13 protein-coding genes are annotated in these 15,516 nt (G+C 69.4%); 7 read left to right on the forward strand and 6 right to left on the reverse strand.

The window, feature by feature from the left end:
* A complete protein-coding gene (locus tag EER30_RS41225) occupies nt 1-2,190 on the forward strand; it encodes a bifunctional polysaccharide deacetylase/glycosyltransferase family 2 protein (protein WP_240670639.1) in 2,190 nt (729 codons plus the stop codon).
* Nucleotides 2,191-2,247: 57 nt separating this feature from the next.
* Entirely contained in the window at nt 2,248-3,555 is a 1,308-nt protein-coding gene (locus tag EER30_RS41230) for a serine/threonine-protein kinase (protein WP_127507371.1), read from the forward strand.
* A gap of 151 nt (nt 3,556-3,706) precedes the next feature.
* On the opposite strand, the gene EER30_RS41235 is transcribed toward EER30_RS41230, so the two are convergent.
* On the reverse strand, nt 3,707-5,479 hold the full coding sequence (locus tag EER30_RS41235) for a LamG-like jellyroll fold domain-containing protein (protein WP_240670640.1): 1,773 nt from the start codon (nt 5,477-5,479) through the stop codon (nt 3,707-3,709).
* Between the two features lie 159 nt (nt 5,480-5,638).
* Here EER30_RS41235 and EER30_RS41240 point away from each other — a divergent pair, with 159 nt between their 5' ends.
* The gene (locus tag EER30_RS41240; protein ID WP_127507374.1) at nt 5,639-6,067 is read left to right on the forward strand and encodes a hypothetical protein; all 429 of its coding nucleotides are present in this window, start codon (nt 5,639-5,641) and stop codon (nt 6,065-6,067) included.
* A gap of 151 nt (nt 6,068-6,218) precedes the next feature.
* On the opposite strand, the gene EER30_RS41245 is transcribed toward EER30_RS41240, so the two are convergent.
* On the reverse strand, nt 6,219-6,851 hold the full coding sequence (locus EER30_RS41245; RefSeq protein WP_127507376.1) for an acyl-CoA-like ligand-binding transcription factor: 633 nt from the start codon (nt 6,849-6,851) through the stop codon (nt 6,219-6,221).
* Entirely contained in the window at nt 6,848-8,332 is a 1,485-nt protein-coding gene (locus EER30_RS41250; RefSeq protein ID WP_127507378.1) for a DHA2 family efflux MFS transporter permease subunit, read from the reverse strand. The genes EER30_RS41245 and EER30_RS41250 overlap by 4 nt, the downstream gene beginning before the upstream one ends.
* A 53-nt stretch (nt 8,333-8,385) precedes the next feature.
* On the opposite strand from EER30_RS41250, the gene EER30_RS41255 reads away from it, so the two are divergent.
* The 4 genes from EER30_RS41255 (at nt 8,386) to EER30_RS49525 (ending at nt 10,435) form a co-directional block, all read left to right on the forward strand.
* Nucleotides 8,386-9,243 carry an amidohydrolase family protein gene (locus EER30_RS41255; RefSeq protein WP_240670641.1) on the forward strand — a complete coding sequence of 286 codons (858 nt, stop codon included), beginning with the start codon at nt 8,386-8,388 and terminating at the stop codon, nt 9,241-9,243.
* An 81-nt stretch (nt 9,244-9,324) separates the two neighbouring features.
* Nucleotides 9,325-9,480: a hypothetical protein gene (locus EER30_RS47645; RefSeq protein WP_164842677.1), complete on the forward strand. Its 156-nt coding sequence runs from the start codon at nt 9,325-9,327 to the stop codon at nt 9,478-9,480.
* Nucleotides 9,477-10,304 carry a PfkB family carbohydrate kinase gene (locus EER30_RS41260; protein ID WP_127507379.1) on the forward strand — a complete coding sequence of 276 codons (828 nt, stop codon included), beginning with the start codon at nt 9,477-9,479 and terminating at the stop codon, nt 10,302-10,304. The genes EER30_RS47645 and EER30_RS41260 overlap by 4 nt, the downstream gene beginning before the upstream one ends.
* Nucleotides 10,304-10,435: a hypothetical protein gene (locus EER30_RS49525; RefSeq protein WP_255437134.1), complete on the forward strand. Its 132-nt coding sequence runs from the start codon at nt 10,304-10,306 to the stop codon at nt 10,433-10,435. The genes EER30_RS41260 and EER30_RS49525 overlap by 1 nt, the downstream gene beginning before the upstream one ends.
* Here the strand turns inward: EER30_RS49525 and EER30_RS41265 are convergent.
* The 3 genes from EER30_RS41265 to EER30_RS41275 form a co-directional block, all read right to left on the reverse strand.
* Nucleotides 10,432-11,313: an alpha/beta fold hydrolase gene (locus tag EER30_RS41265; RefSeq protein WP_127507381.1), complete on the reverse strand. Its 882-nt coding sequence runs from the start codon at nt 11,311-11,313 to the stop codon at nt 10,432-10,434. The genes EER30_RS49525 and EER30_RS41265 overlap by 4 nt on opposite strands.
* Before the next feature lie 928 nt (nt 11,314-12,241).
* Nucleotides 12,242-14,071, reverse strand: a complete 1,830-nt coding sequence (htpG, locus tag EER30_RS41270) for a molecular chaperone HtpG (RefSeq protein ID WP_127507383.1) — start codon at nt 14,069-14,071, stop codon at nt 12,242-12,244.
* Nucleotides 14,072-14,167: 96 nt separating this feature from the next.
* Complete coding sequence (locus tag EER30_RS41275; RefSeq protein WP_127507385.1) at nt 14,168-15,451, reverse strand: citrate synthase; 1,284 nt, start codon at nt 15,449-15,451, stop codon at nt 14,168-14,170.
* Between the last annotated feature and the right edge of the window lie 65 nt (nt 15,452-15,516).

The following is a 15,516-nucleotide window of genomic DNA, read 5'->3' on the forward strand; positions in this document are numbered from 1 at the left end:
GTGACCGTCTACCGAGCCACCCCGCCGCCCCGCGATCCCGGCGAGTCGACCGCCCGGCTGACTCCCGTGCGGCGCAAGCGGCGGATCCGGAGGCGCCGGGTGATGGCGGGCGGGCTCGCATTGACCGTCCTGTTGCTGCTGGCGACGGTCATCCTGGTCTCGGTCTACACCGACGCCGGGTTCAGCCCCGACGGCACCAGCCCCACCTCGACCGAGAACAAGCAGGTCCCGAAGGGGGTTCGCGAGGGCGGTCCGGTGATCGACCTGACCGGCCAGGGCGACCTGCGCACGTACGGGATGCCGGCGCGCACGATCGCGCTGACGTTCGACGACGGCCCCGATCCGGAGTGGACGCCGCACATCCTCGACGTGCTGGCCAAGCATCGCGCCCCGGCCACGTTCTTCGTCGTCGGCTCGCAGGTCGCCCGCCACCCCGAGCTGACCGAGCGAATCGCCCGCGAGGGGCACGAGCTGGGCGGTCACACGTTCACCCACCCCGACCTGGCCGAGCTGCCCGAGTGGCGCCGCGAGATGGAGAACTCGCAGACCCAGCTGGCCATCGCCCACGCCACCGGCCGTTCCACCCGCCTGATGCGCCCGCCCTATTCGTCCTTCGCCGACGCCCTCACCGACAAGGACTGGGAGACCGTACGGGCGGTGGGCGCGCAGGGCTATCTGACGGTGCTCGACACGATGGACAGCGAGGACTGGAAGCGCCCCGGCGCCGACGCGATCGTCCGCAACCTCACCCCGAAGGACAACGCCGGTCAGATCGTGCTGCTGCACGACGCGGGCGGCGACCGTTCCCAGACCGTCGCCGCGCTCGACCGGCTCATCCCGCTGCTGCAGGAGCGCGGGTTCCGTTTCACCACGATCAGCGCCGGGATCGGTGGCCGGCTCAACCCGGCCGCCGCCGACGACACGGTGTGGCGGGGCCGGGCGCTGGTGTGGACCGTGCACGTCGCCGACGCCGTACTGACCCTGCTCTGGGTTCTGTTGATCACCGCCGGCGGCCTCATCGTCGTACGCACCCTGATCCTCTTCGCCTTCGCCTGGCGGCACTCAAGACACCGGCGCTCACCCCAATGGTCGTGGGGTCTGCCGGTGACCCAGCCGGTGACGATCGTCGTGCCGGCCTACAACGAAGAGAAAACCATCGGCCCAGCCGTACGATCCCTCGCGCGCAGCGCCCATCCCGGAGTGGAGGTGCTGGTCATCGACGACGGCTCGACCGACGGCACGGCGGCCGCGGTGCAGCGGCTCGACCTGGGCAACGTCCGCGTCGTGCGCATCCCCAACGGCGGCAAGGCGCACGCGCTCAACGCCGGGGTGCGGCTGTCGCGCAACGACCTGATCGTGATGGTCGACGCCGACACGGTGGTCGAGACCGACGCGATCCACCGGCTCGTGCAGCCGTTCGCCGACCCGTTGGTGGGAGCCGTCGCGGGCAACGTCAAGGTCGGCAACCGGCGCGGGCTGATCGGCAAGTGGCAGCACATCGAGTACGTGATCGGGTTCAACCTGGACCGGCGGCTGTACGACACGTTCGGCTGCATCCCGACCATCCCCGGCGCGCTGGGCGGCTTCCGCCGCTCGGCGCTGACCGAGTCGGGCGGGCTCAGCACCGACACGCTGGCCGAGGACACCGACCTGACCATCGCGATCCACCGGGCCGGCTGGCGGGTGGTCTACCAGGAGGAGGCCCGCGCCTACACCGAGGCCCCGGCGACCCTGAAGGAATTGTGGAAGCAGCGCTACCGCTGGAGCTACGGCACGATGCAGTCGATGTGGAAACACCGGCGGGCCGTCGTCGACCGGGGCGCGTCGGGCCGGTTCGGCCGCCGCGGGCTGCTGTTCATCGCCCTGTTCAGCGTGCTGCTTCCGCTGCTCGCCCCGCTGATCGACCTGATGGCGCTCTACGGCCTGCTCTTCCTCGACCGCGAGATCACGATCATCGGCTGGCTGGCCATGCTGGTCGTGCAGGTGCTGACCGCGGTGCTGGCCTTCCGGCTCGACCGGGAACCGCTGCGCCCGCTGTGGACCCTGCCGTTGCAGCAGATCGTCTACCGTCAGGTCATGTACCTGGTGCTGCTGCACTCGGCACTGGCCGCCGTCACCGGCCGGCGGCTCAAATGGCAGACGATCCACCGCACGGGCGACCTCAGCTCGGCGCCCGTTCCCGGACGTTGACCTTCGTCGTTGGACCGGCGCGGATAGCCTCGACGTCGTTCGGGTAGAGGAGGTGGCATGCCTGCGCCAGGAGAGATTTTCGGTGGTCGATACCGGCTGGACGAGCGGATCGCGGCCGGTGGCATGGGCCAGGTCTGGCGGGCCACCGACACGGTGCTCGGCCGGGCCGTGGCGGTCAAGACGCTGCACGCCGACCGGGCGGGCGACCCCGGCTTCCAGGAACGGTTCCGGCACGAAGCGCGGTCGATGGCCGCACTGCACCACCCGGGCGTGGCCGACGTGTACGACTTCGGCGAGACCGAGGGCGGCACCGACGCCTACCTGGTGATGGCCCGCATCGACGGCGAGCCGCTCAACGAGCGCATCGCCGAGCGGGGACGGCTGACCGCGGCCGAGACGATGTCGGTGGTGGCCCAGGCAGCCCGCGCGCTCGAGGCCGCGCACGAGGCGGGCATCGTGCACCGCGACGTGAAACCCAGCAACCTGATCATCAAGCCCGATGGGACCGTCGTTCTGGTCGACTTCGGCGTGGCCCGCTCAGCCGACTCGTCGACGCTGACCGGGGCCCGCGAGGTCGTCGGCACGGCCCTCTACATCGCCCCCGAGCAGGTGTCGAAGGAGGAGACCGGGCCGCCCGCCGACCTCTACGCGCTGGGCGTGGTCGCCTACCACTGCCTGGCCGGGCAGCCGCCGTTCACCGGCGACAACCCGATCGCGATCGCGATGCAGCACCTCAACGGCGTGCCACCCGACCTGCCGCCGGACGTTCCGGCCGCCGTACGGGCCGTGGTGCTGCGGGCCATGGAGAAGAACCCGGCCGACCGCTTCCCGACCGCCGCCGCGATGGCCGAGGCCGCCGACCGGGCCGTGTCGGGCGGCGACACCACGGCGATCCTGGCCGCGCCCCGCTACGGGGCGGGCGGCGGTGCCACCCCTGGAACGCTGCCCGACCCGGCTCGACGCCGCACCACCCTCTGGATGGTGACCGCGGGCGTGGCCGTGGTGCTCCTCGCCGCCGCGGTGACGGCGGGCGTCCTGCTGAACGATCAGGGTGACGGCACCCCCGGCGTCGTCGCGCCGTCGTCGACGGTGCAGAGCTCGGCCGGCACCGGCGACGCCCCGAAGACCACCTCCACGACGACCCGCCGCCCCACGCGCACCCCGACCACCCGCCCGACCGTGCGCCCGAACCCTAACCCGCAGCCGAACCAGCCGTCGAGCTCCGGGTCGGAGCAGCCGGGCGATCCCGATCCGGGCGGCTCGGAGTCCGGGGAACCGGAGGAGCCGGAAGAGCCGGAGAACCCCGGCGGCTCGGCCAACCCGGGCGGCGGCAACGAGGAGGGCGGCGGCGTCGTCGCCCCGTAGCGCGGCCTCGGCGCCATCGTTTCGCTCAGCGAGGTTCGTGCCCGCCGAGCGCACGAACGTGAGCGGGATCGCGGGCAACACGACGACGAGAAGCGGCAGGCCAGGCCGGTAGGAGGGCCACCCACTGGCGGCCCTCCTACGTCGGTGGTGGTCAGCCGATGTGGATCCAGACGTCGTCGAGGGCGCCGTGGTACTGGTCGTTGTTCGGGCCTACGCCCTTGCCGCCCAGGCTGAAGGGCTGGTCCGACTCGATCGCCAGGGTCTCGGGGATCGCGGTGGTCGTCTTCACCTCGCCGTCGACCAGGACGGCCAGCGTCGGGCCGGTGCGGCGGCACTCGAGGGCGTGCCACTGGTCGTCGGCGACCGAGGTGCGGCTGCGGGCCACGTACGAGGCCTTCGCGTCGGACAGCACGCAGCTCGGCTTGCCCGTGACCCCGTCCACCTGCAGCTTGTACTGCCCGCCGTCGGTCGCGTATCCCTTCTGCAGGATGTTCTGCCCGTCCGGGCCCTTCGTGCCGGCCGGGGCGGTCGCGAGGCGGATGCTCGCGCCGTACCGCAGGGGTGCGATTCCGGGGTTGAGATCGGGCGTTTCCGAGGCCTGCAGCACGAGTCGCGCGCAGGTCGGGCCGTCACAGCGGCGCGGGAAGGTCAGCGCCTGCCCGGCGCCGTGCGGCTCCATCGACACCTTCGCGTCGTGGCGCAGGATCGCCCGCAGCAGGTGCTTGTGGCCCGAGCCGTCGTCGAAGGTGCCGTCGGCGATGGTCGAGTCGAAGTTGTACGACGCCACGGGGCCGTTCGCGGGTGCGTTCTCGGTGCGCGGGGTCACCCCGGAGAACGCCACGTACCGCTTGCGGGAGACCGAGCTGACCGTGGTGAAGTCGCCGACCGCGCTGATCGAGCCGAGTTGCGCGCTGGCCGCGATCTGGCGGGTGCCGGCCACGCCGTTGGCCTGCGGCGCCCAGTCGAGCAGGTTGCCCTGGCTGTCGATCGCGGCCAGCTTGCCGCGCGGCACCGAACCGTCGGTGCAGACGCCCTTGACGCCGTTGTTCGTCGTCGTGCAGGCCTTGTCGAAGTGCCCTCCGACGTACGTCGTGCCGTCGAGCACGGCGATCGCCTGCGCGTCGCCGTCGAAGACGCGTGTCCACCGGGTGGCTCCGGCCGGGGTGTAGGCGACCGCGCGCCCACCCTGCCCACCGAGCGCGACGTAGACACCCGAGTTGTCGGCCGTGACCGCGAAGACCTGAGACACAGGCTTGGGTACGAAACCAGGTTCGACCGCGCCCGTCGCGGGGTCCACGGCCGACAGGCGCAGGGTCGAGCTGACCTTGTTCGTACGATGGAAACGCCCGCCGAGGTAGACCCGCTGGGATGTCACGGCGACGGCGTTGACCACGTCGTCGGTCGTCGGCGCCCACGGGTCGAGTGCACCGGTGCTCAGCGAGAAGGCGGCCAGGTTGCTGCGGGGCGCGCCGTCGACGGCGGTGATCCGCCCGCCGACGTAGAGCCGTCCGTTCCCGGCGGCGAGCGCGTTGGGCTGACCGAGGACGGTGTGCCGCATCGGGGTCAGTTCGCCGCTGGTGGCGTTGAACCCGGCGATCGCGTCGCGGGTCGTGCCGTTCACGGTGTCGAAGTCGCCGGCGGCGTAGACGACGTCTCCGGCGACGGCGATCGCGCGGACGTTCGCGTCGGCGGCGGGTTTCCAGTCGAGCAGCGCCCCGGTGCGGGCGTCGAAGGCGGCGAGGCGGGACCGGGCGTGGTTCCTGCCGGACACGATCGCGGTGGTGAAGTTGCCGCCGACGTAGACGGTCGATCCGCGGTAGGCGACGGTGTAGACCGGGCCGTTGAACGACGGCGACGACGTCGGCTGGGACGTGACCACCTCGGCGATCGCGACGCCGCCCGCCGCGACCGCGACTCCGGCCACGACAACACTCAGGCTACGGCGGAACACACTTTTTCGGATGTTGGGCACATTGCTCGTTAACTACGCTGTCCCGGGCGGGTTGCGCGCCGATCAGGTGGCAAATAGGACCGAAAGGGCGACAGTCATCATCAACTGTCGATGCATGGTTATGCTGAGCCGGTGCCGCGCCGTCGCCTCATCGCCCTCCCGCTGTTCTTGATCAGCGGCGTTCTGCTCGCCGGCTGCGAGATCGAACTGGCGCCGGGGGCGATCCCGGCCCCGATCAGCATCGCGCCCACCCCGTCGGAGTCGGCGGGGGTGCCGAAGTACGTCTGCTCCCAGACCTACAAGATCCTGACCGAGGGCGCTGTGCAGCTGGCCCAGCAGGCGGCCGGGTCCGGGGACGAGACGACGGCCGCGATGAAACAGACGCTCACCGGAATGGCCGCTCAGGTCGACGAAGAGCTGACCCGGGCGACCGATCCTGGGCTACGGGCTGCGCTGCTGGCCATCAGTGCCGATCTCACCGAGGGCGCTGAGCAGCCGAAGGATTATCTCACCGGCGGCTTCGAGACTGTCGGCCAGAGGCTGGACGGCCACTGTGAGTAGCGCTCCCCCGGAGCACCATCCCTAACCCCCACCCGCCTCGGGGATTGGAGAGGAAGTTACTCCTTGTCAAGCCTGAGCGGGCGGTTGTCCACAGGTCAGAGCGCGCGAGCTGTCCACGGAGAAACAGCACGTGGGCAGGCTGCCCACAGATTCACGCCTGACCGGCCGGGTCGCCCGAAAGCCGCGTCAACGGCTCGAGGTGGCCGCGCAACGAGATCAGCGCCCGCGTGATCCGATCGAAGTCCTCGACCTGGAAACCGTTCGTGTTCCCCGGCTTCAGAAACGTCAGCGCCACCCCCACCAGCGCCCCCGCCAGTGATCGCGCCTCGTCGTCCTCGGCCGCGACCCCCAGCCGTTCGGCGATCACCTCGGCCAGCAGGTCGATCGCCGCCACCGTCTGCTGCAGTTGACGGGCCTGCAGTTCGGGTACCTCCCGGAAGAGCCGCTGCCGCCGCCGTTCGCTGGCCCACTCGTCCTCGGTGAGCCGCTCGAAGACCTGCCGCATGCTCAGCAGCACCGCCTCGATCACCGGCGTCGACGGCGGCTGGGCCCGGATCGCGGCCACGACCAGCGGGTCGTAGTCGTCGGTCAGCACGACGTCTTCCTTGGTCGGGAAGTACCGGAAGAACGTGCTCGGCGACACCTCGGCCGCCTCGGCGATCTGTTCGACGGTCGTGGCCGCGTACCCCTGCTCGACGAACATCCGCATCGCCGCGTCCCTGATGGCCGCCCGCGTCTTCGCCTTCTTCCGTTCGCGCAGCCCCGCGGACGCGTCAGTGGTCATAGCACCGATTCTGCCAGCACCTCCGACTGCGGCTCGGCGGCCCGCCGGGGCATGACGATCAGCGCGATCACGACCCCCACCAGCGCGAGTGCTCCCGCCACGAGCAAAGACCGGCTCATCCCGTACGCGAAAGCCTCTCGAACGGTCGAGAGGAGGCTCGCATCACCGAGCCGGCCCGCGACTGCCACCCCCGACGTGACACTGTCCCCTGCGGCTGAAGGCACCCGCGATCGGTAGGCCGAGTTGAGCACGGTGCCGAGCACAGCGACCCCGATCGCCCCGCCGACCTGCCGCATGGCCTGCAACAACGCGTTCCCGACGCCGCTGCTGGCCGGGGTCAGCGCCCCGATCGCCGCGTTCAGCGCCGGCGGCAGGGTCAGCCCCAGCCCGACGCCGGTCACCGTGATCCACACCGCGATGTACCCGTACGACGTGCCGGCTCCGGTCCGTGCGCCCAGCAGCGACGCGACCGCGATCAGCCCGAGCCCGCCCGCGATCACCACCCGGGCACCGAGCCGCTGGGCCAGCTTCTCGCCGAACCGCGCCCCCACGATGAGCCCGCCGATGACCGGCAGCAGCCGCAGCCCCGACCCGAACGCGTCCTGACCGCCGACCGCCGAGAAGAGCTGCGGCAGCGAGAACAGCAACCCGAGCATCGCGAAACTGGCGACGGTCGCGAGCACAGCCCCGCCGGTGAACGCCCGGTTGCGGAACAACGCCAGGTCGACCAGCGGATGTGCCGCCCGTCGCTGCCACCACACGAACCCCGCGAGCAGCCCCAGCCCGGCCGCGACGGTGGCCAGCGATCGCCCGTCCGACCAGCCCCGCTCCCCCGCTTCGATGATCCCGTACGTGACCCCGGCGAGCCCGCCGGCCGACAGCAGGACACCGGCGACGTCGAGCGGCGAGCGCGTGCCGCGCGACTCGGGCAGCCACAACGCCAGCGCGGCCACGCCCGCGATCACGACCGGCACGTTGATCAGGAAGACCGAGCCCCACCAGAAGTTGTCCAGCAGCCAGCCGCCCAGCAGCGGCCCGAGCGGAATCCCGAGCGCGCTCGCCGTCACCCAGATCGACATGGCCCGCGACCGCTCCCCCGCCTCGAAGAGCACGGTCAGCACCGCCCCCGACAGCGGCATGATCACGGCGGCGCCCAGGCCGAGCACCGCGCGGGCGGCGATCAGCTGCCCCGACGTCTGCGCGTAGGCGCACGCGACCGACGCCGCGCCGAACAGCAGCAGCGCCCCGATCAGCATCTTCTTGCGCCCGAGCCGGTCGCCGAGCAGCCCGGCCGGCAGCAGCGCGGCGGCGAGAACCAGCAGGTAGGCCGTGGTGAACCACTGCAGGTCCCCGGTCGAGGCGCCGAGATCGCGGGCCAGGGTGGGCAGCGCGACGCTGAGCACGGTCGTGTCGAGACCGACCGCGAGCGTGCTCAGCGCCATCGCGGCGAGCGCGTACCAGCGCGAAGTGGAAGTAACCATGTTTTGACAGTAGCTGTCATTTACTAGTGACTGTCAAGTCTTAGGATGGTCACGTGATCGACCGTTACGGCCTCCCCGGCCTCGCCGACGTCCACACCCACTTCCTTCCCCCGCGCATGCAGCGCCGCGTCTGGGCCCACTTCGACCAGGCCGGCCCGCTGATCGGGCGACCGTGGCCGATCACCTACCGCGGCACCGAGCAGGAACGCCTCGACGCGCTGCGCGACCTGGGCGTCACGATGTTCAGCGCGCTCGCCTACGCGCACCGCCCCGGCATGGCGGCCGACCTCAACACGTGGACGCTCGACTTCGCACGCCGCTCCCCCGGCTGCTTGCCGAGCGCCACCTTCTATCCCGAGCCGGGCGTTCTCGCGTACGCCCAAGAAGCCATTGACCGCGGGGCCCGCATCTGGAAGATCCACGTGCAGGTCGGCGGTTTCGACCCTCGAGCCGACGAGATCGACCCGGTGTGGGGCCTGCTCAGCGACGCCGGCGCCCCCGTGGTCGTGCACGCCGGCTCCGGTCCCGTGCCCGCCGCGTTCACCGGCCCCGGCCCGCTCGGCGAGGTCATCGCCCGCCACCCGCGCCTCTCCGTGATCGTCGCGCACACCGGCACACCCGAATACGACGGCTTCCTCGCTCTGGCCGAACGCTACAAGAACGTCCGCCTCGACACGACAATGACGTTCACCGATTTCACCGAGCAGACCGCCCCTTTCCCGCGCGATCTACTGCCCCGGCTGCGCGATCTCGGCCTCGCCGGCAAAGTCCTGCTCGGCAGCGACTTCCCCAACATTCCGTATCCGTACGGTCACCAGATCGACGTATTGGCCCGCCTCGACCTCGGCGACGACTGGCTCAGGGCCGTCTGCTGGGAAAATGCGCACTCCCTGTTCCCGCCGCGCGGGTGAAGTTGCGCCGAACACGTGCGCGGACGTGCCACGATCACGTAGGCACGCGCCGCCGCCCGTCCGGGGAAAGGAGCCGGTCAGATGAAGAAGGCCATCGGCTGGATAGTGCTCATCCTGCTCATCTTCTACATCGGCACGAATCCCGGGCCGGCGTCCGACATCGCGCAGGGCATCGGCGACGGCATCGCCGAGATCTTCCGCAACATCGGCGTCTTCCTGCGCGAACTGTCCGATTGAAAATCCTCTGCGCCGGCCTGGCCACGGTCGACCTGCTCTACCGCGTCGACCAGATCCCCGCCGCCGACGAGAAAGCACAGGCGAGTTCGATGGAGGTCGCGGCGGGCGGCCCCGCGGCCAACGCCGCCATCACCGCCGCCACCCTGGGCGCAGAGGTCACCCTGGTCACCGCGATCGGCAGCCACCCGCTGGCCACCTTGATCCTCCAGGACCTTCAAGCCCATGACGTACGAGTCGTGGACGCGGCACACGCCTCGTCGGTGCCGCCCCCGGTCTCGACCGTTCTCGTCGCTCCTTCCGGCGCCCGCACGATCATCAGCCGCAACGCCGGAGACCACGTCTACGACCCACCCCCCATGCCGCCCGCCGACCTGACCCTGATCGACGGCCACCACCCCGCCCTGGCCGCAGCCGCCGCTTCATCGGCCCGCCGCCTCGTCATCGACGCCGGAACTTGGCGCCCGATCTTCCCGTCCCTGATCCCGTACGCCGAGGTAGTGGCCTGCTCCGAGACGTTCCGCCACCCCGCAGCCCCCACCGGCCCCGACGCTATGACCGCTGCCGCGCTGGGCTGCCCCCACGTAGCCGTAACCCACGGCCCGGCTCCCGTGACCTGGTTCTCCGGCAACACCTCAGGCGCGATCCCGGTCCCGTCGGTGACCGCCCTCGACACCGCGGGCGCCGGCGACGCCTTCCACGGCGCCCTCGCGTTTTCGCTGGCCGCGGGCTCGGCTCTGCCGACCGCGCTGACCGACGCCGTCCGCGTTGCCGCCCTCCGCGTGCAACACCCCGGCCCCCGCGCCTGGCTGCGCCACCTTCGCTGATGACAGCGCAGCCTTCGGCTGACGAGAACGTCCGGCCCTGCGACTTCTGCGGCCACCCCGTGCCGATCGAGCCGATCGACGAGCTCGCTCGCCCCGTCCGCGGCCGTCCCGACGTGACCGTCGCGTCCTAGGTGTTCAGCCGCACCAGGTCGGCGATCTCCTCGGGCAGTCCCGGCGATTCAAAGACATGACCCATTCCCGGTACGACCGCCAGGCGCGCACCCGGAATCGCGGCGGCCAGCGCCTCCCCGTGCGCCAGCGGGAAAACCGGATCCTGGTCCCCATGCACGACCGTCGTAGGAGCGGTGATCGCCGACAGCGACGCCAGCCGATCCGGCGCGAACGTCAGCCCGGCCCGACTGTGGTTACCGGCAGCGGACGGGGCGACCGCCCGCTTCCAGGCCCGCTCGAGCATCGCCCGTACGCCCGCCTCGTCGAACGGCCGCACAGCGCCGTTGAAGACACGGAAGAGTTCCACGTCGGACTCCACCCCCGGCGGCAGATCAGCGGCCACATGCGCCACGAACTCGGCCGTCGGCGGCGGCAGGTCATCCGGGTCGGCCGGCTCCCCCGCCCACGCCCGCCCCCACGCGGGCCCAGGATCATGCCCCATCGGCGAACTACCCACAATGGTCAGCGACCGCACCCGCGCGGCCGCATGCACCCCCAGCCACTGCGCGATCATCCCGCCCATGGACGCCCCGACGACATGCGCCGAAGCCAGCCCGTACGCGTCCAGGATCGCCAGGCAGTCCCCCGCCAGGTCCGCGATCGCATAGGGCCGCTCATCGAAGTCGACAACGCTCGACAGCCCCGTGTCCCGATGATCGAACCGGATCACCTGAACACCCCGCCCGACCAGCCGACCGAGAAGCACGTCCGGCCAGCCGACCGCCTGCGCCCCCGCCCCCATGATCAGCAGCACGGCCGGGTCCCCGGGATCCCCGATCCGCTCGGTCCACAGGCGCAGCGCCCCCGACTCCACGAACCGCTCCGCCGTCTCCATCATGGCCAGCACGGTAACGCCCACCCGCCGACTCCCGCCCGCATTTACCCTCCCCATACCGCATGTCAGCCGACGCCTTGATCACCCCGAGCCGGCGTACGGCAGCCCACCCCGCGAGCGTCCCCGACAAGCCCTTCGACCGTTCGCCCGGATCAGGCCGCCACGTTCCAGCACTCATCCCCGAACGTCAACAACCCCACCGAAGACCTGCGCGCCTCTTTTAGACCGAGCTGAGCAACCGAGCCGAGCAACCGAGCTGAGCAACCGAGCTGCGGACAGCGGTTCAAACCGCCACCTCTCCCGATCTTCGTCGTCGAACCCTTCACACATCGTGACAACCCTTACAAGTCGCACCAATTCGCGCCGCATTCTCAGAACCGTCCGCGATCAGCTAGACCCCTGCCGCCTGCCGCAGAGTGGTCGTTCGGGCGTCGGTCGGTTTGATCGTCGTGGTGTCTCAAGACCTTGGGGGCGCTGTCACCAACACCCCGGCCATCGCTCGGAGATCAGCCGGGATTGGTTGCGGTGGATGCTTAGGGGCCCTGTGGCGGAAGTTCATCTACGCAGTCCTCGGCTGTCGGAGATGCTGCTTCACCGTCGCCGTGACCAGGCGCTCTTCGCCGTGCCAGGCAGGAGGGCGCGCAGCGCCCGCACCGCAACCGGCACGGAGACTCCCTTGACCCACCACCCAGGCCCGCCTGGGTGACGTGCTTCCTCAGGTTGACCGAGGCGCGGCAGCCAGACCACGGCCCGTCAGGTGACCGCCCAGCTCAGGCTGCAATCAGCAGCCGGTGACCCATCCCCCAGCCGCCGGAAAGCTCGCCCGCGAGGCTGGAGGCCGGGGTGGCAGTTCATGGCAATGAGATGCCCTTTGTTTTGCCATGAACTGTCACCCCGGCCTCCAGCCGTCAACCGTAAGAAAGCCGCGGGTTTAAACGGTCCGAGCCAGCCGATCAGCCAACAGCTTCGCAAACCGAGCCGGGTCTTCCAGATCCCCACCCTCAGCCAGCAGAGCAGTGCCATAAAGCAGCTCAGCAGTCTCAGGCAACGCCGAGTCGTCGGCCCGGTTCTCATGAGCAATCCGGAGCCCCGAGACCAGCGGGTGGTTGGGGTTGAGCTCCAGGATCCGCTTGACCCGCGGCCCTTCCTGACCCATCGCCCGATACATCTTCTCCAGCGCCGGCGTGATGTCGTCAGCGTCGCTGACCAGGCAGGCAGGCGACGTCGTGAGCCGGTGGGTCAGGCGTACGTCCTTGACCTGCTCCTCGAGCTGCGTCTTGAGGAACGTCAGCAGCGGCGCGAAGTCTCCTTCGGGCTCCGGTTCTTCCTTGTCCTTCGGCAGGTCGACCGAGCCCCGGGCCACCGACTGCAGTTTCTTGCCCTCGTAGTCCGGGACCGCTTCGACCCAGATCTCGTCGACCGGGTCGGTCAGGATCAGCACTTCATAGCCTTGCGCCTGGAAGGCTTCCATGTGCGGCGAGTTCTCCACCTGCGAACGGCTCTCGCCGGTCAGGTAGTAGATCTCCTCCTGGCCTTCTTTCATGCGTTCGATGTAGGCCGCCAGCGTCGTCGGTTCGCTGCCCGCCGTCGAGCTGAAGGTCGACACGTCCAGGATCGCCTTCTGGTTGTCCTGGTCGTTGAGCAGGCCTTCCTTCAGTGCCCGCCCGAACTCCCGCCAGAACGTCGCGTACTTCTCCGCGTTGTTGTTCAGCAGGTCCTTGATCGTCGACAGGACCTTCTTGACCAGCCGGCGGCGGATCATCTGGATGTGCCGGTCCTGCTGGAGGATCTCGCGGGAGATGTTCAGCGACAGGTCGGCCGCGTCGACCACGCCCTTGACGAAGCGCAGGTAGTCGGGGATCAGTTCCCGGCTGTCGTCCATGATGAAGACGCGCTTGACGTAGAGCTGCAGACCCCGGCGGGCGTCGCGCTGGAAGAGGTCGTGGGGCGCCCGGGACGGCAGGAAGAGCAGCGCCTCGTATTCGAAGGTGCCTTCCGCCTTCATGTTGATGATCTCGAGGGGTTCGGACCAGTCGTGGCTGATGTGGCGGTAGAACTCGTGGTATTCCTCGTCGGTCACCTCGGAGCGCGGGCGCGCCCACAGGGCCTTCATGGAGTTGAGCGTGTCCTCGCCCATGGTGATCGGGAACGAGATGAAGTCCGAGTATTTCTTGACGATCTCGCGGATCTTCCACGTTTCCGTGTAGTCGTAGAGGGCGTCTTCCTCGTCCTTGGGGCGCAGGTGGACCGTGACGCTCGTGCCGACCGGCGCGTCGGGGGCGTCGTCGATCGTGAACGTGCCCTCGCCGTTCGACTCCCAGCGGGTGCCGTGGCCTTCCGTGCCGGCCTTGCGGGTCGTCAGCGTGACCTTGTCGGCGACCATGAAGGTCGAGTAGAAGCCGACGCCGAACTGGCCGATCAGCTCGGGACTCTCTTTCGCCTCGCGCAGCTTGTTCAGCAGCTCGGCGGTGCCCGATTTGGCGATGGTGCCGATCAGGTCGACGACCTCTTCGCGGGTCATGCCGATGCCGTTGTCACGGACGGTCAGGGTGCGGGCCTCGGTGTCGGCTTCGAGCTCGATGTGCAGGTCGGAGGCGTCGGCTTCGAGCCCGTCCTGCAGGGTGGCCAGGCGTAGTTTGTCGAGCGCGTCCGAGGCGTTCGAGATCAGCTCGCGCAGGAAGATGTCCTTGTTCGAATAGATCGAGTGGACCATCAACTGCAGCAGCTGCCGGGCTTCGGCCTGGAACTCCAACGTCTCCATTTGCTTGCAACTCCCAGAAAGAAATGTCGGAGCCCGATCGTATGACGAACGCCCCGCCCGGCATGAGCCGGACGGGGCGTTTCGTAGCCGACTGGGTCAGCGCTTGTCGATCGCGACGAACTCGCGCTCGGGGGCGCCGGTGTAGAGCTGGCGCGGACGGCCGATCTTGTTGGCCGGGTCGTTCATCATCTCGGTCCACTGCGCGATCCAGCCGGGCAGGCGGCCGATCGCGAAGAGCACCGTGAACATCTTGGTGGGGAAGCCCATGGCCTTGTAGATGAGGCCGGTGTAGAAGTCGACGTTCGGGTAGAGCTTGCGCGAGACGAAGTAGTCGTCGTTGAGCGCGATCTCTTCGAGCTGGAACGCGATCTCGAGCAGCGGGTCGGGCTTGTCGAGGGTCGCCAGCATTTCCTGGGCGGCCTTCTTGACGATAGCGGCGCGCGGGTCGTAGTTCTTGTAGACCCGGTGGCCGAAGCCCATCAGCTTGACGCCTTTTTCCTTGTTCTTCACCCGGGTGACGAACGCGTTGACGTCTCCGCCGTCCTTGCGGATCTGCTCGAGCATCTCGAGCACGGCCGCGTTGGCGCCGCCGTGCAGCGGGCCGGAGAGGGCGTTGATGCCGGCCGAGACCGACGCGAACAGGTTGGCCTGCGCCGAGCCGACCAGCCGCACGGACGACGTGGAGCAGTTCTGCTCGTGGTCGGCGTGCAGGATGAACAGCATGTCGAGGATCTTGGCGATCTTCGGGTCGATCTCGTAGTTCACGGTGGGCAGGCCGAAGGTCATGCGCAGGAAGTTCTCGACGTAGTCGAGGGAGTTGTCCGGGTAGGGCAGCGGGTGCCCGATGGACCTCTTGTAGGCGTACGCCGCGATGGTCGGAAGCTTCGCCATCAGCCTGATGCCGGAGATCTCGACCTGCTCGGGATCGAGCGGATCGAGGGCATCCTGGTAGAAGGTCGACAGCGCGGTGACGGCCGAGGAGAGCACGGCCATCGGGTGGGCGTCGCGCGGGAATCCGGAGAAGAAGGTGCGCATCTCCTCCTGCAGGAGCGTGTGCACCCGGATCTTGTCGGCGAAGTCCTTGAGCTGCTGGGGGGTCGGCAGCGCGTCGTGCATCAGGAGGTAGGAGACCTCGAGAAACGACGACCGCTCGGCCAGCTGCTCGATCGGGTATCCGCGGTAGCGGAGAATGCCGGCGTCACCATCGATGTAGGTGATCGTCGACGTGGTCGAGGCGGTGTTGACGAAGCCCTGGTCCAGGGTGACGAAGCCGGTCTCCTTGAGGAGGGCGCTGACGTCGATGCCGCCCGGGCCCTCGACCGCTTCGCGTACGGGCATCGACAGCTGCCCACCGGGGTGGTCGAGCTTGACATCCGTCATGTATTTCCCTCACTTCACCGGCAGATGTCCCACGAAATTTGAAGTTCACCGTAAACCCTCAACCT

Source organism: Actinoplanes solisilvae (assembly GCF_003999975.1).
Classification (GTDB): domain Bacteria; phylum Actinomycetota; class Actinomycetes; order Mycobacteriales; family Micromonosporaceae; genus Actinoplanes; species Actinoplanes solisilvae.